This window comes from Aeromonas sp. 600527, assembly GCF_049175415.1.
GTDB lineage: Bacteria > Pseudomonadota > Gammaproteobacteria > Enterobacterales > Aeromonadaceae > Aeromonas > Aeromonas veronii_A.
In genome coordinates this window covers 203,504-223,590 of the sequence record NZ_JAAKVA010000004.1, presented here as the reverse complement: position 1 = coordinate 223,590, position 20,087 = coordinate 203,504, and the positions used below count along the sequence as shown (strand labels likewise).

The following is a 20,087-nucleotide window of genomic DNA, read 5'->3' as shown; positions in this document are numbered from 1 at the left end:
AGAGGGTTAGCGCTCCTGCTCGTAGCCCAGCAGATCGCCGGGCTGGCATTTGAGTTCACGGCAGATGGCCTCCAGGGTGGAGAAGCGCACCGCCTTGGCGTGGCCATTCTTGAGGATCGAGAGGTTGGCCTCGGTGATGTCGATGCGCTGGGCCAGTTCGCGGGCGGTCATTTTGCGCTCGGCCAGCAGGGCATCGAGCCGGATGATAATGGGCATGGGATCCTCACACCGTCAGTTGTTGTTCATCGGCCAGCTGCTTTGCTTCCCGCATCACCAGTGCCAGCGCCGAGACGATCAATCCACCCAGCAGCAGCTGAAAGTTTGAGGAGCTGATATTGATGGTGCAGTACAGTTCAGGGCCATGCAGAGTGAGCACTATATCCAGCAGTGGCGTGGTGATGATCTCGGCGATGAAACTGGCACACAGCAGCAGTCCGATCATCTTGTAACGACGGATCTGGCCGAAGGTGAACAGCATAGCGCGTCGATAGCCACGAAACAGCTGGAGCAGTTGCCACAGGATGAGCATGAAAACTACATCAGGCAGCAGCATGACCAGGGTCGCCAGCAGGCGGGTTCCCATACTGAGGGAGTAGTCGGCAATCGAGGGGGCCGGAGTGGTCACTACTGGCGAGGGCATGTTCAGTGGGACATTGCGGAGTGTGGAACCGTCATTCACTGCCAGGGCATCGACCAGCTCCTGATGCAGATAGTCGTTGCCACCCAACAGGTGTGACCAGGCTCCCATGACGGTCATAAGTGGTGTGGCCACCAGTGCAAATAGTAGAACCCACTCGATCAGGCCGCTCATTCGTTCGAGCTTGTTGTGTTTCATCGTTTATCTCCAGATGGAATGTGACAGAAAGATTAGGGCCATGAACGGTGCTGCCAGCAGGGTCAGCAGCAGGAACCATTCGATGAGGTCGCTGATGTGTCCGAGCGTGTGGTGTTTCATCGTTTCACCTCTTGCTTGAAAGAGAAAGATGGAGCGTGCGCGCATGAAATTATTGTTTATCAATAAACAGGCGCTAGTGTTTATCGTTTTACGATATAGTGTCAAGGCTGAATTTATTGAAAAACGATAAATTCAATCTGACTGCAGGGGGATGACTTTTGGCTGTCGCCTCTCTAGACTGGCGAGGTTGTATACAAAAACTCAACATCTACAAGGGGTTATCGATGCACCAGGGATGGCTGCTGATCGGATTGTCGCTCACCTATCTTGGGCTGCTGTTTCTGATCGCCTTCGTGGCAGACAAGCACAAACGGCACCGTCTCAAGGGGCAACCGCTGCTCTACAGCCTGTCGCTGGCGGTCTACTGCACTTCCTGGACCTTCTTCGGTACAGTGGGGCAGGCGAGTGAATCCCCCTGGTCACCGGTGCCCATCTACCTTGGCCCCATGCTGGTCTTTCTGTTTGGCTGGCGGCTACTGGCCCGCCTTATTCTGGTGGCCAAGCGCGAGCACATCACCTCCATAGCCGACTTTATCGCCGCCCGTTACGGCAAATCCCAGCGGCTTGCCATGGTGATCGCCCTCATCGCCATCATGGGGATCCTCCCCTATCTGGTGTTGCAGCTCAAAGCCATCGTTACCGGGCTGGATCTGCTGATGGTCAACAGCGGCGGCATCAGCCCGACCAGCAACACCAGCGAATTGGCGCTCGGGGTCACTCTGCTGCTGGCGCTGTTCAGCATCCTGTTCGGCACCCGCCATCTCGATGCCACCGAGCACCACAGGGGGATGGTGGTAGCCATCGCCTTCGAGTCGGTGGTCAAATTGCTGGCCTTTATCGCGGTGGGGGGCTTCGCCCTCTGGCTGATCCTGAGCAAACCGGGCGAGGCTCACGAGGTGGTGACTCGCGACTTCTTTGCACAGGTGGTGGCGGTGAGCCCTGGCAACCTGCTGGAGCTTGCCATCTATACGGTGCTGGCGATGTGCGCCGTCATCTGCCTGCCGCGCCAGTTTCATGTGACTGTGGTGGAGAACAATCAGGGACAGGATCTGCATTGGGCGCGCTGGATCTTCCCGCTCTACCTGTTCGTGATGGGGCTCTTTATCTGGCCGCTGGCGCTGGCGGGCAAGCAGTGGGTGGGGGCCGACATGGCCTCCGACACCTATGTGATCAGCCTGCCGATGGCCCTCGGGTTCGATGGCATGGCAATGCTGGCGTTTCTCGGCGGCACCTCGGCGGCCACCGGCATGGTGATCGTCTGCACCATCGCGTTGGCGATCATGGTGAGCAACGATCTGGTGCTGCCGGTGCTGCTGCGCCGCTTCTGGCGGCAGGGGCGTGACGAGCGGCTGGTACGGCTGCTGTTGCAGGTGCGCCGTGGCGCCATCTTGCTGATCTTGCTGGCGGCCTGGGGGCTCTACCTTTGGCTCGGCGATCTCACCAGCTTGTCGCGCATCGGCTATCTCTCTTTTGGCGCGGTGGCCCAGTTTGCGCCAGCCCTGCTGCTCGGTCTTTACTGGCGTCACGGCAATCGCAAGGGGGTCTATCTTGGGTTGAGCCTCGGGGTGAGCCTCTGGTTCGTCACCCTGCTGGTGGAGAGCGGGCTGCTGGCCGGTTCACCGCTGGCCGAACTGCTGGCACCGCCGGACTGGCCCGCATTTCGCGAGCTGAGTCTCGGAGCCTGGTGCATCTTCCTGAGCCTGCTATTCAACCTGCTCGGTTATGTGGCGGGCTCGCTGCTGTCGCGCCCTGCGGTGAGCGAGCGGCTGCAGGCGGCCAACTTTGTCGGCAAGCCGAGTCGCGATACCGCCGCCCTCTATCAGGCGCGGGTCTCGGTCAAGGAGCTGGAGATGCTGGCGGCCCGCTTTGTCGGCTCAAGCCGGGTCAAACGCGCCTTTGGTCGTTTCGCCGGTGAGCGGGGCGGCACCCTGGCGCCCCAGATGCAGGCTTCGGCCGAGCTTATCGCTCACACCGAGCGGCTGCTGGCGGGGGTGTTTGGTACCTCATCGGCACGGCTGGTGCTCGCCTCTGCCCTGCAGGGGCGCAACATGCAGCTCGAGGAGATCGCCACCATCGTCGATGAAGCCTCCGACGTTTTTCGCTTCAACCGCGGCCTGCTGCAGGGTGCGATCGAGCATATCGGGCAGGGGATCTCGGTGGTGGACAGGGAGCTTCGGCTGGTGGCCTGGAACCGCCGTTACATCGAGCTGTTCCACTATCCGCCCGGGCTTATTCAGGCAGGGCGCCCCATTGAAGAGATCATCCGCTACAACGCGCAGCAGGGGCTCTGTGGCCCCGGCGATATCGAGGATCATGTGGCGCGGCGGGTCGCCTTTATGAAGCGGGGCAGCGCCCATATCTCGGCGCGGGAGCGCCCGGATGGGCGAGTAATCGAGATGCAGGGCAACCCCATGCCCGCCGGTGGTTTTGTCATGACCTTTACTGACATCACCCCGTTTCGCGATGCCGAACGGGTGCTGCGCGAAGCGAACGAACATCTGGAGGCACGGGTGGCCGAGCGCACCCGTGAGCTCTCCGAGCTCAACCGTCAACTATTGCTGGTGAACCAGCAGGTGGAGCGGGCCAACCACTCCAAGAGTCGCTTTCTGGCGGCGGTCAGCCACGATCTGACCCAGCCCCTCAATGCGGCCAAGCTGTTTACCTCCTCCCTGCTGGAGATGTTGCCCGCCGAGGGGGAACCGGCACGTATCGCCCACCATATCGACGATGCGCTGGGGGCGACCGAGGATCTTATTAGCGATCTGCTCGATATCTCGCGGCTTGAAGCGGGCAAATTCAAAGCCAGGAAACTCGACTTCGCCCTGCATGACTTGTTCGACAACCTCAAGGCGGAATTTGGGGTATTGGCGCAGGCGGGGGGGATCCACTTCTCGGTGGTGGAGAGCAAGCATGCGGTGCATAGCGATGTGCGGCTGCTGCGCCGGGTGTTGCAGAATTTCCTGACCAATGCGTTTCGCTACAATCCGGGGGGGCGGGTGCTGCTCGGTTGTCGCAGGTCAGGAAGCAAGATCCGCATCGAGGTGTGGGACAACGGCCCCGGTATCCCGCAGGACAAGCAGGAGGCTATTTTTGACGAGTTCTCCCGTCTCGATCACTCCCGTACCGCCAAGGAGCAGGGGCTGGGTCTGGGGCTCGCCATCGCCCGCGGCATCTCGCAGGTGCTTGGCCATCAGCTCACCCTGCAAAGCTGGCCGGGCAAGGGATCGGTCTTTGCGGTGACCCTCAATCTGGCGACCCGGCCGGTCACGGCCCATCAGCTGGCGGCGCCGGTGGTGCGTGACAGCCAGCTGGAAGGCGTAGCTGTGCTCTGCATCGACAATGAGCGGGATATTCTGACCGCCATGAGCACTTTGCTCAGCCGTTGGGGCTGCGAGGTGCGTTGCGCCGTCGATCTGGCCGAAGCCGAAGCGCTGGTGGCAGACGGGTTTGTGCCGAGACTGGTGCTCTCCGACTATCACCTCGACGATGGCAAGACCGGGCTGGAGGCGCTGGCTGCGCTGCAACAGGTGTGTGGTGACGAGTTGGGGGGCATCGTCATCAGCGCCGATCGCAAGAGCGAGTTGCAGGTGCAGATCCGTGAGCGAGGGTATGGCTACATCAGCAAGCCGGTCAAACCGCTCAAACTGCGGGCCCTGATGAACAGCCTGCTGCTGAGGTAAACAGGGGGATGTTGCTTATGGCTCCATAAGGGGCTCAATAAAAGCGGCTACCTTGTCGCGGATTTTGGGCTGGGCCGCCGGGGTGGGATGAATACCATCGTTCATCATAAGTTCAGGGCGCAGCGCAATATCATCCATGAAGAAGGGCAGCAGGGGCAGATCGTTAGCCTGGGCCAACTCGGGAAAGATCTGTTCAAACTGGCGCAGATAGCGGGCACCGTAGTTGCGGGGAAGCTGGATTTGGGTCAACACCACACGGGTCTGCTGTTCCTTGGCGAGCGCGATCATACTGGCCAGATTCTGGCGGGTAATGGTCGGTGCGAAGCCGCGCAGGCCATCGTTGCCCCCCAGTTCGATCAGCAGCCAGTCCGGCTTGTGCTCCTTCAGCAGGGCGGGCAGACGGGCCAGAGCCCCTTGTGTCGTTTCACCGCTGATGCTTGCATTGAGCAGGGTGTGTTTGCCCCCCTCTGCCTGCCATTTCTGGTTGAGCAGGGCGGGCCAGCTCTGCTCAACCTGCATCTGATAGCCGGCGCTCAGGCTGTCTCCCAGTACCAGCAGGGTCTGGGCCTGAGCCGACGAGAGCAGGCTGCCGAGGCCAACGAACAAGGCAAACAGAATACGCACCATCAATTCAACTCCCGCTATGGATTGTCATCAAGGGATTGGAACAAAGGATACAGAGCATGAGTTCAACCCCCATTATTGTCGTCAAGGGCCTCGGCAAATCGGTTCGCCTCGGCCAGGAAAGCCTCACCATCCTTGAAGGGATCGATCTGCAAGTCAATAGCGGCGAGACGGTGGCCCTGGTTGGCGCCTCCGGCTCCGGCAAGTCCACCCTGCTGGGGCTGCTGGCCGGGCTCGATCTGCCGAGTCAGGGGGAGATCGAGATCCTCGGCAAATCTCTCGGTGAGCTGGATGAGGAGGGGCGGGCCCGATTGCGCGCCGAGCAGATCGGGTTTGTGTTCCAGTCGTTTCTGCTGCTCCCGACCATGACGGCGCTGGAGAATGTGATGCTGCCTGCCGAGCTGCGTGGCGAACGCCACTGCGAGCCGAGGGCCCGCGAGCTGTTGGCGGCAGTCGGGCTTGGCGAGCGGTTGCACCATCTGCCGCCACGGCTCTCCGGCGGCGAGCAGCAGCGGGTGGCCATCGCTCGCGCCTTTATGACCCGTCCAAGCCTGCTGCTGGCGGATGAGCCGACCGGCAACCTCGACAGCAAGACCGGCGAGAAGGTGATCGAGCTGCTGTTTGAACTCAATCGCAAGCACGGCACCACCCTGGTGGTAGTGACCCATGATCATCAGCTGGCCGAGCGTTGCCAGCGGCAACTGGTCATGACGGCGGGCAGACTGGATCGCGAGGTGGCCCATGATGTGGTGTAACGGGGTGAGCTGCGGATCAGGCGGGAGATACAAGGGATGATGCAGTGGCGATTGGGATGGCGGCTGCTTCGCCGGGAAGGTTTCAGCGGCGAGCTGCGCTGGTTTGTGCTGGCGCTGGCCCTGAGCGTGGCGTGCGTCTTGAGTGTGGCGCTGGTAGCGGATCGGCTCGATGCCGGACTCAAGGCGTCGGGCCGCGACTTTATCGGGGCGGATCGGGTGCTGCGCACCGCCGCCGCCCTGCCGGATGGCTGGCTGGCCCGAGCGAAACTGGATGGCTTGGCGGTGCAGACCACCGTCAGCTTCAACAGCATGCTGTTTCACGGCGATGCGTTGCAGCTCGCCTCCATTCGGGCGGTGCCCGATGGTTTTCCCTTCTATGGCAAGCTCACTCTGGAACCGGCCCGCGCCCCGGCCCCCGGCGAGATCTGGCTCTCCGCTCGGGTGATGCAGCTGCTCAAGGTCAAAACGGGGGATGAGCTGGAGGTGGGCAATACGGTGCTCAAGGTGGCTGGTCTGCTTGGCGAGGAGCCGGATCAGGGCTTCAGCCCCTTCTTGCTGGCGCCGCGTGCACTGATCCATAGCGCTGATATCGAGGCGACCGGCGCTCTGCTCCCCGGCAGCCGCCAGCAGTGGCGCTATCTGTTCAAGGGGCCGCGGGAGTCGCTTGCTCGTTACGAACAGTGGCTATTGCCGCAGTTGCAGGCCGGACAGAAGTGGATCAAACCGGATGACAGCGAATCCCGTGTCGGCCGATCGCTGGCCAATGCCGAGCGTTTCTTCCGGCTTGCTTCCCTAAGCGGGGTATTGCTGGGGGCGTTGGCGATGGGGATCGCGGTGCGCCACTTTGCCGAGCGCCAGACCAATATGGTGGCGCTGCTCAAAACCCTGGGGGCATCCCGTCGCTCGCTCTGGCAACTAATGGGAACCCTGCTGCTGTCGTTGACGCTGATCGGCGCGTTGCTGGGTCTGGTCGCGGGTACGGCCATGCAGTGGATCACCTTGCAACTGCTGGGGGACCTGCTGCCGCCGGATCTGCCGCCTCCCTCCTGGCGCCCCTTTGCCCTGGGAGTAGCGGTGGCGCTCTTTATCACCCTGCTGCTCGCTTTTGTGCCCTTCTTGCGGCTGCTGAAAGTGCCGCCGCTGCGGGTATTGCGTCGGGAGCTGGAGGCGGGCATTCCCCCCTGGCTGGCCCTGCCGGTCGGGTTGCTCGGGCTGTTTGCGCTGGTTTGGGGCTTTACCGCCGATGTGCGGCTGGCGCTGGGTCTGGTGGGTGGCATGGGCTTGCTGATGGGGCTGCTGGCCCTGCTGGCGGCGCTGATGTTGCGGCTGGGAGCAAACGTGAACGGGCCTCATGCCTTGCGGTTGGCGCTGGCCCACCTGTCGCGCGAGCGCAGCAGCGGCCTGTTCCAGCTGGCGGGCTTTGCGCTGGCATTGATGCTGTTTGGCTTGCTCTGGGCGGCAAGGGTCGATCTGCTGGATGAGTTTTCGGCTCGTCTTCCCGTCGATGCACCCAACCGTTTTCTGGTCAATGTGGCCGAGAATGAGCGGGAGGGGATCCTGAGCGAGCTGGCGGCAGCCGGGGCCACCACCTCCGACTTCTACCCCATGGTGCGCGGCAGGCTGACCCATATCGCCGGTGAGGCGGTGGGCGAGGGGGCCAGCAGTGGCCGCGAGGGGGTCGATCGGGAGCTCAACTTCACTACCACCGCCACCCTGCCAATCGACAACAAGCTGGTGGCCGGGAAATGGCTCGCCGGGCCCGGCGAGGTGTCGGTGGATAGCGAGTTGGCCAAGCGACTCGATATCAAGCTGGGGGACATGCTCGCCTTTACCATCGAGGGTCGCAGTTTCGGCGCCAGGGTTACCAGTCTGCGCAGCATCAAGTGGGACAATATGCGCCCCAACTTCTACATGATCTTCTCCGGGGATCTGCTGGCACCCTTCTCCCGCACCTGGCTTGGCAGCTACCGGTTGCCCGAGGTTGGGCGCACTGCCGAGGTGGAGCTTATTCGCCGCCACCCCACGGTGAGCCTTATCGATGTGGATGACCTGATTGCGCGGCTTACGCAGGTATCGGAGCAGGTGAGCCGGGCACTGGCGTTGATGCTGGGGCTGGTGACGGTGGCGGCTCTGCTGGTGCTGCTGACCCAGACACAGGCCAGCATGGCTCAGCGTCGGCGCGAGCTGTTGCTGATGCGCACTCTGGGTGCCAGCAGCGATCTGCTCAGGAAGATGCTGCGCTGGGAGCTGGTGGCCAGTGGTGCGCTGGCGGGGCTCTGTGCCGCCATGGTGGTGGAGCTCTGCTCCTTTGGCCTGCAGTGGTGGTGGTTCGAGGGGCAGTGGCAGTTCCACTGGGCCATCTGGCTTGGTCTGCCGACGCTGGGGGCGCTGCTGGTGACGCTGGCGGGGCAGGGAATGCAGCGCCAGCTGCTGGCTGGCACCCTGAGCGATCGGCTGCGGGGTCTGGGTCAGGGATTGTTGTAATCCCGCCAGCGTGAGCCGATGCACACAAGGTGCAAACAATAAGCAAGCAGCCCGGCCATTGGTCGGGCTGCTTGCTATGCGAGGTATTGATGAACAGGATCAGAGAGCTGGCATCGGTTAACGGGGCTCGCGCAGCAGATTGGCGAGGGCACTAGGCAGTTCGGGATAGCTGAAGTGAAAACCGGCCTGTTGCAGCCTTGTTGGTATCACCTTTTGTCCGGTCAGCAGCAGATCTGCCGCTTCCCCCATCACCAGTTGCAACAGGGGGGCGGGAACGAAGAAGAAGTGCGGTCGGTGCAGGGTAGCGGCCAGCGTCTCGCTGAACTCCCGATTGCTGACCGGATGGGGCGCCGTTCCGTTGAAGATGCCGCCGCACTCTTCGTGCTCCAGCAAGAACAGCATGGCGCGTACCAGATCCTGCACATGGATCCAGCTCATTATCTGTTTGCCCGAGCCCATGGGGCCGCCGAGGCCGAGTCGGTAGGGGGGGAGCATTTTGGGTAGCGCGCCTCCCTCCATGCCGAGTACCAGTCCGATTCGTACGATACAGACTCGGGTCTGGCTGCTCTGGGCCTCCTGCGCCAGGGTTTCCCATTGCTGGCAGAGCTGGTGGGTAAACTCGTCGTGGGGAGAGCTGCACTGCTCGTCGAGGGTTTCGGTACCCTGTTTGCCATACCAGCCGATGGCGGAGGCGTTGATCAGCACCTTGGGCGGTGTGCTGGAGAGTTTGATGAGATCCACCAGCTGTTCGGTCAGCAGCCAGCGGCTATCGCAGAGCAGTTGTTTGCGCGACTCGCTCCAGCGCCCGGCGGCAATGGGTTCACCCGCCAGATTGATCACGGCGTCCACGTCATTGAGGTCATCGAGTCGGTCTAGGTTATCCAATACCTTGATATCGTGACCCAGCAGGGAGTATGCGCGGCTCCCCTGCCTGCTCAATACCACGACCTCGTGATTGACCTTGAGATGGGCAACCAGCTTGCGGCCGATAAAGCCTGTTCCGCCGGTAATCAGAATTTTCATGCTGCACACTCCTGCTCCCTTTTGCTCTACTCTAATTGGCTGATTCTGGATCAACAAGCAGGGTCGCAGAGTATGTGATGAGCAACTCAACTGTGTTAACCGTGCCGCTGATTTGCCGCCAGGTGTGGAATAATAGCGTTAACTGATTGATTTCTGTCGGGTGGTTATTTTGCTCCATCGAAGTCATTGCGATCCTTGTCGCCTTCCATCCGGGCTGTCCCCCGACTTGCACAATAAAGAGGCCGCATGCCATTTCGTCGATTGAAACTTCGTCAGCTCTACAAGCGGCTTCTGGTGTCGCTGTTGATTGGGGTGGGGATCCTGCTGCTGGGGGGGGCTGCCATCATCTGGCAAACTGTTTCGGAGATAGAGCGGGATGCGGAGTCTCGTTTGCAGCGGGCTATGGAGATGTTCGACAGGACCTTCAATCATGCTCGGCAAGCAGCCATCAATTTGGAGGGGATGCTGGGTCACCCCTGCCAGGAGGCGGCACAGCGGTTGCGCGAGCAGGTGACTACGGTACCCGATGTGCGTTCCGCCAATCTGGCTATTGGTAGCCACATCTACTGCACCTCGCTCTATGGTGACTACGATGGTCTCTTCAATCCGGACATCTATGTGGAAGGCAGGCTACAACTGCTACCGGGTAATGAGGTCACACCGGATCGCCCCTTGATCGTGCTGCGTCACCAGACAGACAAGGGGAGTGTATTGATCGTGGTAGATGGGTACTACCTGCGCAATACCCTGGATATCTCCAGCAAGAATTCACGGATTGCCCTGGTGGTGGGAAATACGGCGCTGTTTGGTTCGGGCCAGATGGGGCCCGCCCCTTCTGCTACGGAAGAGGGGTATCTATCCTATCGGTCAGCCAGTTTCCCTTACCAGGTAGCCACTCAGGTCACTAACCATGATTATCTGATCCACGCTTGGCGCCACTCCGCAGGCAGTATCGTGCTCTATCCTCTGCTGGCCTTGCTGGTCGGGATCGGTTCCTTCAGGCTGATGGGGCGTAGCCGCTCACCATCAGAGGAGCTCAAGCGGGCGTTGATCGAGGAGGAGTTTATCCCCTACCTGCAGCCGGTGGTTTCCGGTGAGGATGAGCGATGGCATGGCTGTGAGGTGCTGATGCGCTGGCAACATCCCAAGCAGGGGATGATCTCGCCGGATCGCTTTATTCCGCTGGCGGAAGATAGCGGGTTGATCGTGCCCATGACCAGCCTGCTGATGACTCAGGTGCGCGACTATTTCTCCCCTGATGCCCGCAAGTTGCCAGCCGGATTTCATTTCGGTTTCAACATTTGTGCCAGTCACTGCAAGGATTTGAGCTTGGTGACCGACTGCAGGGATTTTATCAACGCCTTCAAGGATAACCCCGTCAAGTTGGTGCTGGAGCTGACCGAACGGGAGCTGATTGTTGCGGACGAGACGACCGACAAGCTGTTTGCTGAATTGCGTCAGTTGGGAGTCATGATCGCCATCGATGACTTTGGTACCGGCCACTCCAGCCTGACTTATCTGCAGCAGTTCCAGGTAGATGCGCTCAAGATCGATCAGAGCTTTGTCGGAATGATCGGGTCTGATGCCCTTTCCAGCCATATCGTCGAGAATGTGATCGATCTTGCAACCCGGCTGGGTTTGAAGCTGGTTGCGGAAGGGGTGGAGACTGAGGTGCAGTCGGACTACCTGCGGACTCGCCATGTTGATTATTTGCAAGGGTATCTCTATGGCCGTCCCATCCCGATGAAGCAGTTTTGCAAGACCCTGTTTGGCTGATGGGTTGCGTTGAGGACATAAAAAAACCAGCGATGCTCGCTGGTTTTTTGTTGATACGGTTTGGCTTGGGCGATCAGAGCATGCGCTGGAGGGCGCGGGCCAAGCGTTTGACCCCCTCCTCGATGGTCGCTTCATCGACGCAGGAGAAGCTCAGACGCAAGGTGTTCTTGATCTCTGGGCGCACGTAGAAGGGGGCGCCGGGTACGAAGGCCACCTTCTCCTTGATCGCCTCGTCAAACAGCGCCATGGCACTGATGTGGTCAGGCAGGGTCAGCCAGAGGAACATGCCCCCTTCGGGTCTGGTGTAGCTGACGCCGGGCGGGCAGTGACGGGCAAGCGCGGCTTCCATGGCGGCACGCTGGCGACCATAGATCTCCTTGATCTTCTCCAGATGGGCATCCAGTGAATTGTCGGTCAGGAAGCGGTGCAGCACCTGCTGGCTGAAGGCGTTGCTGTGCAGGTCGGTGGCCTGTTTGGCGATAGTCACCTTCTTGCGCAGCCACTCCGGCACCAGCATCCAGCCCAGACGGAAGGCGGGCACCACGGTTTTCGAGAAGGAGCCGAGCAGCACGGTATTGTTTGGCGCCAGCTTGGCAATCGGGGGCAGATGTTCCCCTTCGAAACGCAGCTCGCCGTAGGGGTCATCTTCCACCATCAACAGCTCGTGGTTGACCAGTCGTTCGGCTAGCGCCTCGCGATTGGCACGGCTGTAGGAGACGCCGCTCGGGTTCTGGAAATTGGGCACGCCGTAGAGCAGCTTGGCATTTGAGCCGTTTGCCAGCAACGCATCCAGCGCCGCCAGATCCAGTCCAGCTTCGCCGAGGGTAATTGGCTTGAAGGTGGGTTGGTAGACAGAGAAGGCCTGGATGGCGCCAAGGTAACCTGGCTCTTCAATAATGAGATCCTGTCCCTCGTCGATCAGTACCTTGCCCAGCAGATCCAGCGCCTGCTGGGAGCCGCTGGTAATGAGGATGTTGTCCGGATTGACCTGCATGCCGTGGCGGGCCAGATAGCGGTCGGCAATATACTGGCGCAGTGGAGCGAAGCCCTCTGTCGCCGCATATTGCAGGGCGGCAGCCCCTTGCTCGCGCAGTACATCCTGACAGGCCTGATCGATCGCCTTGACCGGAAACAGATGGGGGTTGGGCAGGCCACCGGCGAAGGAGATGATCTCCGGATTGGCGGCAACTTTGAGGATTTCACGGATAAAGGAAGGTTCGACTTTCTCGAAGCGCTGGGCAAAAAACGGCTGCATAGACAATTCTCTCGGCATGTGGGCGGTCGCTCCATTCGACCGCCAGGTTATCCGTTTGTATCAGATTTCAGAAATGAGGCAATGATTGTCACAAAAATCGCCCAAAAAGGGCAGGTTTGGCACCTGCCCGAATTTTACCTGTCTGTGTGGCGACAATGCATTGAGTTGGGGCGATCTTGTTTTGTTGAAAAGCAACTGACCTTACAAACCCGGTTCCTTGAGGAAGCGGATCATCAGGTCGGTGTTGGCGCCAAGTTGGCTTTCTACTCTGCCTGGGAATAGTTCCGCCATCTTGTCGAGGCGGTCATACTGGGTGTGCCAGATTTTTCCCCACTGGGTTTCGCTGTCACGATCGCAGGCGCTCTTGGTGGCATCGTCGTAGCAATCCCATAGTGCGGGATTGGTACTTTGGGAGTAGCCGTCGTAGCCATCTGCACCGTTGATGGTGAAGTTGGTCGCTTCAACGTAGGCGATCGGCACCCCCAGGCAGGCAAAGGGGGCGTGATCTGACCAGCTGCCGGTCTCCCCTTCCGGATAACCGCTGTAGCTGGGATGAATGGCAAATGGGGTCGCTGTCTGTTTGGAGAGGGTGAGGAGGCGATCCCGCACCTTGGGATCGAAGCTGTAGCGGCTCGGATCGGCGCAGTTGTATTCGGCGACGTCCGAGTGGGCTGAGTGGACGTAGACGATGTCGCCCCCGGCGATGGTGTCGTAGTTCACCATCGCCAGCAGCTTGGCGACGGCGGTGCTGTCGAGGCTGGCGGCATAGGCTTTGGAACCGTTGAGACCGTTCTCCTCCGCGCCGAAGAATGCAAAGCGAACCGTGTAGGGCAAGGTTTGTCCTTTAAGCTCCTCCGCCACTGCCAGCAGGGCCGCGACGCCAGCGCCGTTGTCGGTGGCCCCTTCAGAGCCTTTCTTGTCACCTGTGCTGTCGTAGTGGGCGCCGATCAGGATCACCTTGTCACTCTTACCCTTGAGCTCTGCGATCAGGTTTTGGGAGTTTTTACTGGCGCCATTTTTGGTGTAGGTGAAGGGCTGGCGTTGCACATCGTAGCCCCAACCGGTCAGATGGTCCTGGATCCAGGCCGCGGCACGAGTTTCTGCCTCTGTCCCCGTGGGGCGTGCGCCAATCCCTTCTGCGGTTGAACTCAACTGCACCAGATACTCATAGGCTTGCTCGGCGGCGGCAGGAGCTTGCGAGTCATTTGTTGATGTGTTGCACCCCGCAAGCAAAGCGGTGATGGCAAACGCCAATGCTGTGTATTTCATACTGCAATCCTTTGTTGTGTATGGTTTTATTTGCGCAGGCAGCATGCACTCGACGCGTGACCGATTCTGTGAACGGGTCGGCATTTGTCAACCGTTATAGATGAATTGGTGAGAGATGAGGGATTTGTTTCGTGAAACACTTGCGCCTTGGGCCTATCTTGGGATAATTCGCTCCCCTGTTTTCGCGGGTCGATGAAATGCCGAGCCGCGAGCGGTCCCGCTCGGGATCGGACACAAGATGTATTACCCGGATTGATGAAATAACGAGACCATTATGCCTGTGACCCAAGATGTATTTAACGAAGACGGCAAGTTCATGCGCAAGATCCGCAGCTTTGTCCGTCGCGAAGGCCGCCTGACCAAAGGGCAGGAGAAGGCCCTGGAAGAGCTCTGGCCGGTCATGGGCATCGATTTCGAGCCAAAGCAGCTCGATCTGGTCGCGCTGTTTGGCCGTGAAGCTCCTGTGGTGCTGGAGATCGGTTTTGGCATGGGCGCCTCTTTGGTCGAGATGGCCAGGAATGCCCCCGAGAAGAACTTCATCGGTATTGAAGTGCACACCCCGGGCGTGGGGGCCTGTCTGGGCAGCGCGCAGGAAGCGGGCGTCACCAATCTCAAGGTCATTTGTCACGACGCAGTCGAAGTGCTGGAGCACATGATCCCGAACGGTTCACTCTCCTGCCTGCAGCTCTTCTTCCCGGATCCCTGGCACAAGAGCCGTCACCACAAGCGTCGCATCGTACAGCCTGCGTTTGCTCAGGATATTCGCCAGAAGCTGGCCATCGGTGGCGTGTTCCACATGGCGACCGACTGGGAAAACTATGCAGAGCACATGCTGGAAGTGATGAGCGCCGCCGAGGGTTACGAGAACACCTCTGCTTCCGGTAACTGGGTGCCGCGCCCTGACTGGCGTCCGCTGACCAAATTTGAACAACGTGGCCACCGTCTCGGCCACGGGGTTTGGGATCTGATTTTCAAGCGTGTCAGCTAAGCTGGCACGTCAACACACCTAGCGTATCAACTAACTTGAGGAGCTATCATGGCCAATCGTAGCCGCCGCCTGCGCAAGAAACTGCGCGTCGATGAATTCCAGGAAATGGGTTTCGACATCAGTTTCAACTTCCCGGTCGGCACTGCCGAAGAGACCATCGATGCGGTAGTCGATGCGATGATCGATGAGGTTGTTGAACCCCGCAAACTGGCTTTTGCCGGCTCCGGTCACCTGGCCTGGGAAGGGATGATCTGCACCCAGCAACTGGGCAAGTGTACCGAAGAAGACCGCGCTGCCGTCAAATCCTGGCTGGAAGGCAAGGGGATGGAAGCCGTGGTCGTTACCGAGCTGTTCGACCTCTGGTACGGTGAACCGGCCTGATACAAGGCTGCCGCATCTGGCGCCTTGTTGTGGGTAACTGAAAAATCCCGCCGCTGGCGGGATTTTTGTCAGTGGGGATGGGATCTCCAACGCTGTTTTAGTCATGGAATCGCTTATTGCTTATGGTGTTGTCATCCGAATTACTGGCCAGCATCCTTGAAGAGGTGCGCCCGTTGCTGGGACAAGGCAAGGTGGCCGACTACATTCCGGCACTGGCTCAGGTACCGGCCGATCGGCTCGGTATCGCAGTCTGTACCGTCGAGGGGGAGCTGTTCACCGCCGGTGACGCTTTTGAACCCTTCTCCATCCAGAGTATCTCCAAGGCCCTGAGCCTGACCCTGGCACTCACCCTCTATCAGGAGGAGGAGATCTGGGCCCGGGTTGGCAAGGAGCCCTCCGGCCAGCCCTTCAACTCGTTGGTGCAGCTCGAGTTCGAGCAGGGGATCCCCCGCAACCCCTTTATCAATGCCGGGGCGCTGGTGGTGAGCGATCTGCTGGAGACCCGCCTCACTGCGCCGCGTCAGCGTACCCTCGAGCTGGTGCGCCGTCTTTCCGGCAATCCGGCCATCATGGCGGATCAGGTGGTCGCCCGCTCCGAATATCAGCACTCTGCCCGCAACGCCGCCATCGCCTATCTGATGAAGGCCTATGGCAACTTCGAAAACGAAGTGGACAAGGTGCTGCAAAGCTACTTCAATGCCTGTGCCATTCGCATGAGCTGCGTCGATCTGGCGCGGGCATTCATCTATCTGGCCAACCGTGGTGTGCCACTGGGTGAGAGCGTGCCGCTGCTGCCCGCCCGCACCACCAAACAGGTCAACGCCTTGCTCGCCACCTGCGGTCTCTATGATGAGGCGGGCGATTTTGCCTATCGTGTCGGCATGCCGGGCAAATCGGGTGTCGGCGGCGGTATCATCGCCCTGATCCCGGGCGAGCTCTGCGTCTGTGTCTGGTCGCCGGAGCTTAACAAAGCCGGTAACTCGCTGGCGGGCACGGCGGCGCTGGAGCTGCTGGCCGAGCGGCTGGGTCGCTCCATTTTTTAACCTTGTTCACTATGAATCGAGAAATCACCATGAAACGACATCTTCGCTTCCTGCAGGCCGCGCTGGCGACCTTACTGCTCTGGTGTGCCCTGCCCGCCGTGGCAGGGGAGTTGCCACCGCTCTCGCTGGCCGATGCCAAGGCCAAACAGGCTGTCATCCTGGATACCCGCGCCAGCTACTTCTATCAGGGGTGGCCGATGGAAGGGGAGAAGCAGGGCGGCCATGTGGCGGGCGCCGAGAACCTCTCTGCCGAGTGGAAATACAGCGATGAAGAGTGGCCAAAGGCGCTCGAGATCAAGGGGCTGAAGGCCGATCGTCCGGTTGCCCTCTACGGCGCGTCCCGCGAAGTGGCCGAGGTGGCCCGTCTGCTGCGCAAGCAGGGGATCAAGCAGCTGTTCGAGCTGCAAGGGTGGCAAGCCGCACCGCGCGAGTCGCTGGCACGCTGGCAGCAGCTGGTCTATCCGCGCTGGTTGGCGGATCTGCAAGAGGGCAAGCCGGTTGCCGCTGCGCCCAAGGGTGACTGGAAGCTGTTTGAAGTGGATTGGGGTTCACCCAAGGCCTACCTCATCAGCCACATCCCGGGGGCCGGATATATCGATACCAACAGCCTCGAAGAGGAGCCGCTGTGGAACAAGGTCTCTGACGAAGCGCTCAAGAAGCTGCTGCTGGATAACGGCATCCGTCACGACACCACCGTCATCCTCTATGGTCGCAACACCATGGCGGCTGCCCGTGCCGCGCACCTGATGATGTATGCGGGGGTGAAAGATGTACGCCTGCTGGACGGTGGTCTGGATGCCTGGTTTATCCAGCACCTGCGTACCGAAACGGGTCTGCCCAACAAATATGAGCCGGTGAAGGAGTTTGGCGTGGCCATTCCCGCTCACCCTGAGTACTACACCACGTTAAGTCAGGCGAAAGAGTTGCTCAAGCAGCCCGATAGCGCACTGGTCAGCGTGCGTACCTGGGACGAGTTTGTCGGCAACACCTCAGGTTACAGCTACATCAAGCCAAAGGGCGATATCCCGGGGGCCAAGTGGGGTCACGGCGGGGTGGATGCCAACAGCATGAGCGATTTCCACAACCCGGACGGCACCATGAAGCCGGCCCGCGAGATCCTCGCCATGTGGGAGCAGTGGAATATCGAGCCAACTCAGCAGGCTGCGTTCTACTGCGGTACCGGCTGGCGCGCCTCCGAGGCCTTCTTCTACGCGTGGCTGATGGACTGGAAACAGATCAGCGTCTACGACGGCGGTTGGTACGAGTGGAGTTCCGATCCCAAGAACCCGACCGTGACCGGTGAGCGTCAGCCTGCCAAGTCATGATTGCGCTCTTGCGCTGAAAAGAAGAGGCCGGACAGAGATGTCCGGCCTTTTTCATTGCGCTCGCCACCCGGCCAGATAACTAGGCTAAGTCGCTGATTATTGACGGCGATCCCGCTTTGCTCATCCCGCCATCCCGTGCCGTGCGATTGAACTAGGCTTCAAGAAACATCCTCGTGGTGAGGATGATCGCAGAAGAGGCCGCAATGAAAAAACTGATGATGATCCTGGTGTGCGCCCTGGGGCTGGTGGCATGCAGCTCCCAATACATCATGAGCACCAAGGATGGCAAGATGATCACCACAGAGAGCAAACCCAAGCTGGATGAGAGTACCGGCATGTATCGCTATTACGATCATGAAGGGCGCGAGGTGATGATCAAGAAAGATGACGTGACCCAAATCATGGAGCGCTAAGCGCTCTCTTGCCGCAAGGGCCGCTATCTGCGGCTCTTCTCATTTTCGCCGAAAATTCGCGCTGTTCCTCTGTTTATCCCCGCACATTCGCAGCAAATTCAGTCGTGATACAGCTTCCGTTATGGTTTAACCCTTATCATCACACTCCATTTTTTATTGGAGGTGTTATGTCCTTGATGTCTATCTGGAATTCCCGTTTTTCTGCACGCAGCTTGCTGGGTGGTGTCTTGCTGGTGGTGGCGTCAGCCAGCCATGCCGGTGACGATCAGTTCACGCTGGGGCGGACTATTTTACTGGGAGCCGGTGATCATGGTGCGACAATTCCTTTGGTGATTTGCCGTCAGACCAAATATATCAAGGTGAAGGCGGAGCGTGATTTGACCCTGGATCGGGTGGTGGTGACCTATGGCGGTGATCGTACCAAGACCATTCGTTTCGATCGGGAAATGAGCAGTGATAAAGAGACCGAGTGGAAATCACTGGGCTCGCGCCGTTGTGTGAAAAAAATCGAAGTGTACGGTAATTCAGAGCGCAGCAAAGCGGGTGTAAAAGTATTCGGCCGCAAATAAGTGATGCGGTTTTTCTGCGCAGACAGATGAGTTAAAAATAATGGCGAGCCGTGGCTCGCCACTATTTTTTATGGTCGGGTTTGCTATTTTTTCGGCCGAAATGGCTTGATGACGCTTTCATCGCACTCAAGATACGGCCCTTCCATCAAATCGATGCAGTAGGGGATGGCGGGGAATACTGCATCCAGACACTCGCGGATCGATTTGGGCTTGCCCGGCAGATTGACGATCAGGGTATCGTCGCGCAGTCCGGCAGTCTGGCGTGACAGAATGGCGGTCGGCACAAACTTGAGGGATTCGGCCCGCATCAGCTCGCCAAAGCCCGGCATCATGCGATCACATACCGCTTCGGTCGCTTCCGGCGTGACATCCCGCTTGGCCGGGCCGGTGCCGCCTGTGGTGACGATGAGGCAACACTGTTCCTCATCCGCCAGCCGGATCAGGGTCGCTTCAATCTGCTCCTGCTCATCGGGGATCACCTGATAGACAGGTTCCCACTCCGAGGTCAGATAGGCGTTCAGGGTGTCGATGATGGCCTTGCCGGAGAGGTCTTCATAGATGCCCGCGCTGGCGCGATCGCTGACGGTGACGATACCGATTTTTGCCTTGCTCATGGTCTGCTCTTGAATGTCCGATAAAAGTGGCAATTAAAATAACATAATCAGTGAGATATGTTAAACCGTCAGGAGATGACGCGGGTCGGTGAGGAAAGAATAAAGTGTCGAATGAAGCAAAAATAAGGCCACCTAGATTTTTATTTGCAATAAAAAACAGAAAATCACAACCTAAAATGTATAAGTGTTTTATCTCGCATGAATTAAAAACAATCGCTTGTTTCCAAACACAATTAAAATAGATAGACACCCTCGTAGTGACCATTGTCCGGTTTAGTCGCCAGTGGATGGATTGAACCCTTTTTAGCCGCGTCGTATATACAGATTTATATGGCTGGGACGTGATGGTGTGGTACCGCAGTGTGTTGCCAGCAATAGTCGCCAAGGAGGGCATATGGAGTTGCCTGATTTTGACACCCTGAAGGAGTTGGCTGCGAGTGAGCCCTCCCGGCTGGATGCGATTCTGGAGCAGCAGATCGACCAGTTGATGGCCCGTGCGAGCCCCGATCAGCAGCGCCGTCTGCGCGGGTTGCAGTTCAAGATTGATGGTCAGCGCCGGCTGGCGAAAAACAATCTTGATAGCTGTATCCGGATTACCAACATGATGCGGGAATCTTTTTATTTGATGCGCAGCGAAATGAGCCAGTTCAGGGAAGAGGGGGACCCTCCGCCTGAAAGCGATGGCAGTGGTAAAATAATCCATCTGGCGGACTATCGACGTCGCAAATAATCTGCAATAACCCCCCTTGGTTGATATTTCAGCCAAATCGGTGAAGCCATGATAAAGGGAATTGCTGGCGACCTGATTGTTATGGTTTTTAATGTTAGTCGTAATGTGTTTGTGATGTAATTTCTTTTCTCTTTCTTGTAATAACTAATTAGTCAGGTTGTGATAGGGGTGGATGAATAACGGTAAAAGTTAGGCTAATATGG

18 protein-coding genes are annotated in these 20,087 nt (G+C 59.1%); 11 read left to right on the top strand and 7 right to left on the bottom strand.

Features of this window, described 5'->3' with window-relative positions; all coding sequences use genetic code 11:
* Window positions 1–6 precede the first annotated feature (6 nt).
* Together G5154_RS08105 and G5154_RS08100 are read right to left on the bottom strand one after the other, a co-directional pair.
* Entirely contained in the window at window positions 7–216 is a 210-nt protein-coding gene (locus G5154_RS08105) for a helix-turn-helix domain-containing protein (protein ID WP_005335250.1), read from the bottom strand.
* Window positions 217–223: 7 nt separating this feature from the next.
* The gene (locus G5154_RS08100; RefSeq protein ID WP_337072479.1) at window positions 224–835 is read right to left on the bottom strand and encodes a DUF2975 domain-containing protein; all 612 of its coding nucleotides are present in this window, start codon (window positions 833–835) and stop codon (window positions 224–226) included.
* A 344-nt stretch (window positions 836–1,179) separates the two neighbouring features.
* Here G5154_RS08100 and G5154_RS08095 point away from each other — a divergent pair, with 344 nt between their 5' ends.
* The gene (locus tag G5154_RS08095; RefSeq protein WP_421250695.1) at window positions 1,180–4,635 is read left to right on the top strand and encodes a NahK/ErcS family hybrid sensor histidine kinase/response regulator; all 3,456 of its coding nucleotides are present in this window, start codon (window positions 1,180–1,182) and stop codon (window positions 4,633–4,635) included.
* A gap of 15 nt (window positions 4,636–4,650) precedes the next feature.
* Here G5154_RS08095 and G5154_RS08090 read toward each other — a convergent pair whose 3' ends face one another.
* Window positions 4,651–5,262, bottom strand: a complete 612-nt coding sequence (locus tag G5154_RS08090) for an arylesterase (protein ID WP_421213121.1) — start codon at window positions 5,260–5,262, stop codon at window positions 4,651–4,653.
* A 56-nt stretch (window positions 5,263–5,318) separates the two neighbouring features.
* Between G5154_RS08090 and G5154_RS08085 the strand changes: the two genes are divergently transcribed.
* Together G5154_RS08085 and G5154_RS08080 are read left to right on the top strand one after the other, a co-directional pair.
* Window positions 5,319–6,014, top strand: coding sequence for an ABC transporter ATP-binding protein (locus G5154_RS08085; RefSeq protein ID WP_421250694.1), 696 nt, complete (start codon window positions 5,319–5,321; stop codon window positions 6,012–6,014).
* 36 nt (window positions 6,015–6,050) lie between these two features.
* A complete protein-coding gene (locus G5154_RS08080; RefSeq protein WP_421250693.1) occupies window positions 6,051–8,498 on the top strand; it encodes an ABC transporter permease in 2,448 nt (815 codons plus the stop codon).
* Window positions 8,499–8,615: 117 nt separating this feature from the next.
* Here G5154_RS08080 and G5154_RS08075 read toward each other — a convergent pair whose 3' ends face one another.
* Window positions 8,616–9,521, bottom strand: coding sequence for a TIGR01777 family oxidoreductase (locus tag G5154_RS08075; RefSeq protein WP_421250692.1), 906 nt, complete (start codon window positions 9,519–9,521; stop codon window positions 8,616–8,618).
* A 246-nt stretch (window positions 9,522–9,767) separates the two neighbouring features.
* Here G5154_RS08075 and G5154_RS08070 point away from each other — a divergent pair, with 246 nt between their 5' ends.
* Window positions 9,768–11,297 carry an EAL domain-containing protein gene (locus tag G5154_RS08070; protein WP_216978150.1) on the top strand — a complete coding sequence of 510 codons (1,530 nt, stop codon included), beginning with the start codon at window positions 9,768–9,770 and terminating at the stop codon, window positions 11,295–11,297.
* Window positions 11,298–11,370: 73 nt separating this feature from the next.
* On the opposite strand, the gene G5154_RS08065 is transcribed toward G5154_RS08070, so the two are convergent.
* Window positions 11,371–12,552, bottom strand: coding sequence for a PLP-dependent aminotransferase family protein (locus tag G5154_RS08065; RefSeq protein ID WP_337072474.1), 1,182 nt, complete (start codon window positions 12,550–12,552; stop codon window positions 11,371–11,373).
* Window positions 12,553–12,753: 201 nt separating this feature from the next.
* Window positions 12,754–13,821 carry a M28 family metallopeptidase gene (locus G5154_RS08060; RefSeq protein WP_216978152.1) on the bottom strand — a complete coding sequence of 356 codons (1,068 nt, stop codon included), beginning with the start codon at window positions 13,819–13,821 and terminating at the stop codon, window positions 12,754–12,756.
* 274 nt (window positions 13,822–14,095) lie between these two features.
* On the opposite strand from G5154_RS08060, the gene trmB reads away from it, so the two are divergent.
* From trmB to G5154_RS08030, 6 genes are all read left to right on the top strand, one after another.
* Window positions 14,096–14,809, top strand: coding sequence for a tRNA (guanosine(46)-N7)-methyltransferase TrmB (gene trmB, locus G5154_RS08055; RefSeq protein WP_421213130.1), 714 nt, complete (start codon window positions 14,096–14,098; stop codon window positions 14,807–14,809).
* Between the two features lie 48 nt (window positions 14,810–14,857).
* Window positions 14,858–15,190, top strand: a complete 333-nt coding sequence (locus tag G5154_RS08050; RefSeq protein ID WP_005348158.1) for a YggL family protein — start codon at window positions 14,858–14,860, stop codon at window positions 15,188–15,190.
* A gap of 122 nt (window positions 15,191–15,312) precedes the next feature.
* On the top strand, window positions 15,313–16,233 hold the full coding sequence (gene glsB, locus G5154_RS08045; RefSeq protein ID WP_005348151.1) for a glutaminase B: 921 nt from the start codon (window positions 15,313–15,315) through the stop codon (window positions 16,231–16,233).
* Window positions 16,234–16,262: 29 nt separating this feature from the next.
* A complete protein-coding gene (locus G5154_RS08040; RefSeq protein ID WP_005362453.1) occupies window positions 16,263–17,558 on the top strand; it encodes a sulfurtransferase in 1,296 nt (431 codons plus the stop codon).
* Window positions 17,559–17,761: 203 nt separating this feature from the next.
* Window positions 17,762–17,971, top strand: a complete 210-nt coding sequence (locus G5154_RS08035) for a YgdI/YgdR family lipoprotein (RefSeq protein ID WP_005335219.1) — start codon at window positions 17,762–17,764, stop codon at window positions 17,969–17,971.
* A gap of 167 nt (window positions 17,972–18,138) precedes the next feature.
* The gene (locus tag G5154_RS08030) at window positions 18,139–18,540 is read left to right on the top strand and encodes a DUF2541 family protein (RefSeq protein ID WP_005348146.1); all 402 of its coding nucleotides are present in this window, start codon (window positions 18,139–18,141) and stop codon (window positions 18,538–18,540) included.
* 83 nt (window positions 18,541–18,623) lie between these two features.
* Here the strand turns inward: G5154_RS08030 and mog are convergent, their stop codons facing one another.
* A complete protein-coding gene (gene mog / locus G5154_RS08025; protein WP_042054758.1) occupies window positions 18,624–19,154 on the bottom strand; it encodes a molybdopterin adenylyltransferase in 531 nt (176 codons plus the stop codon).
* A 394-nt stretch (window positions 19,155–19,548) separates the two neighbouring features.
* Between mog and G5154_RS08020 the strand changes: the two genes are divergently transcribed.
* Complete coding sequence (locus G5154_RS08020; protein WP_021229719.1) at window positions 19,549–19,884, top strand: DUF3135 domain-containing protein; 336 nt, start codon at window positions 19,549–19,551, stop codon at window positions 19,882–19,884.
* Window positions 19,885–20,087: the final 203 nt, after the last annotated feature.

What these genes read in the sequence shown, in the direction of transcription:
- mog (WP_042054758.1), bottom strand. Translation starts at nt 19,154, where the DNA reads ATGAGCAAGGCAAAAATCGGTATCGTCACCGTCAGCGATCGCGCCAGC.
- G5154_RS08080 (WP_421250693.1), top strand. Translation starts at nt 6,051, where the DNA reads ATGATGCAGTGGCGATTGGGATGGCGGCTGCTTCGCCGGGAAGGTTTC.
- G5154_RS08070 (WP_216978150.1), top strand. Translation starts at nt 9,768, where the DNA reads ATGCCATTTCGTCGATTGAAACTTCGTCAGCTCTACAAGCGGCTTCTG.
- G5154_RS08050 (WP_005348158.1), top strand. Translation starts at nt 14,858, where the DNA reads ATGGCCAATCGTAGCCGCCGCCTGCGCAAGAAACTGCGCGTCGATGAA.
- trmB (WP_421213130.1), top strand. Translation starts at nt 14,096, where the DNA reads ATGCCTGTGACCCAAGATGTATTTAACGAAGACGGCAAGTTCATGCGC.
- G5154_RS08040 (WP_005362453.1), top strand. Translation starts at nt 16,263, where the DNA reads ATGAAACGACATCTTCGCTTCCTGCAGGCCGCGCTGGCGACCTTACTG.
- G5154_RS08095 (WP_421250695.1), top strand. Translation starts at nt 1,180, where the DNA reads ATGCACCAGGGATGGCTGCTGATCGGATTGTCGCTCACCTATCTTGGG.
- G5154_RS08065 (WP_337072474.1), bottom strand. Translation starts at nt 12,552, where the DNA reads ATGCAGCCGTTTTTTGCCCAGCGCTTCGAGAAAGTCGAACCTTCCTTT.
- G5154_RS08020 (WP_021229719.1), top strand. Translation starts at nt 19,549, where the DNA reads ATGGAGTTGCCTGATTTTGACACCCTGAAGGAGTTGGCTGCGAGTGAG.
- glsB (WP_005348151.1), top strand. Translation starts at nt 15,313, where the DNA reads ATGGTGTTGTCATCCGAATTACTGGCCAGCATCCTTGAAGAGGTGCGC.
- G5154_RS08090 (WP_421213121.1), bottom strand. Translation starts at nt 5,262, where the DNA reads ATGGTGCGTATTCTGTTTGCCTTGTTCGTTGGCCTCGGCAGCCTGCTC.
- G5154_RS08075 (WP_421250692.1), bottom strand. Translation starts at nt 9,521, where the DNA reads ATGAAAATTCTGATTACCGGCGGAACAGGCTTTATCGGCCGCAAGCTG.
- G5154_RS08030 (WP_005348146.1), top strand. Translation starts at nt 18,139, where the DNA reads ATGTCCTTGATGTCTATCTGGAATTCCCGTTTTTCTGCACGCAGCTTG.
- G5154_RS08060 (WP_216978152.1), bottom strand. Translation starts at nt 13,821, where the DNA reads ATGAAATACACAGCATTGGCGTTTGCCATCACCGCTTTGCTTGCGGGG.
- G5154_RS08035 (WP_005335219.1), top strand. Translation starts at nt 17,762, where the DNA reads ATGAAAAAACTGATGATGATCCTGGTGTGCGCCCTGGGGCTGGTGGCA.
- G5154_RS08100 (WP_337072479.1), bottom strand. Translation starts at nt 835, where the DNA reads ATGAAACACAACAAGCTCGAACGAATGAGCGGCCTGATCGAGTGGGTT.
- G5154_RS08085 (WP_421250694.1), top strand. Translation starts at nt 5,319, where the DNA reads ATGAGTTCAACCCCCATTATTGTCGTCAAGGGCCTCGGCAAATCGGTT.
- G5154_RS08105 (WP_005335250.1), bottom strand. Translation starts at nt 216, where the DNA reads ATGCCCATTATCATCCGGCTCGATGCCCTGCTGGCCGAGCGCAAAATG.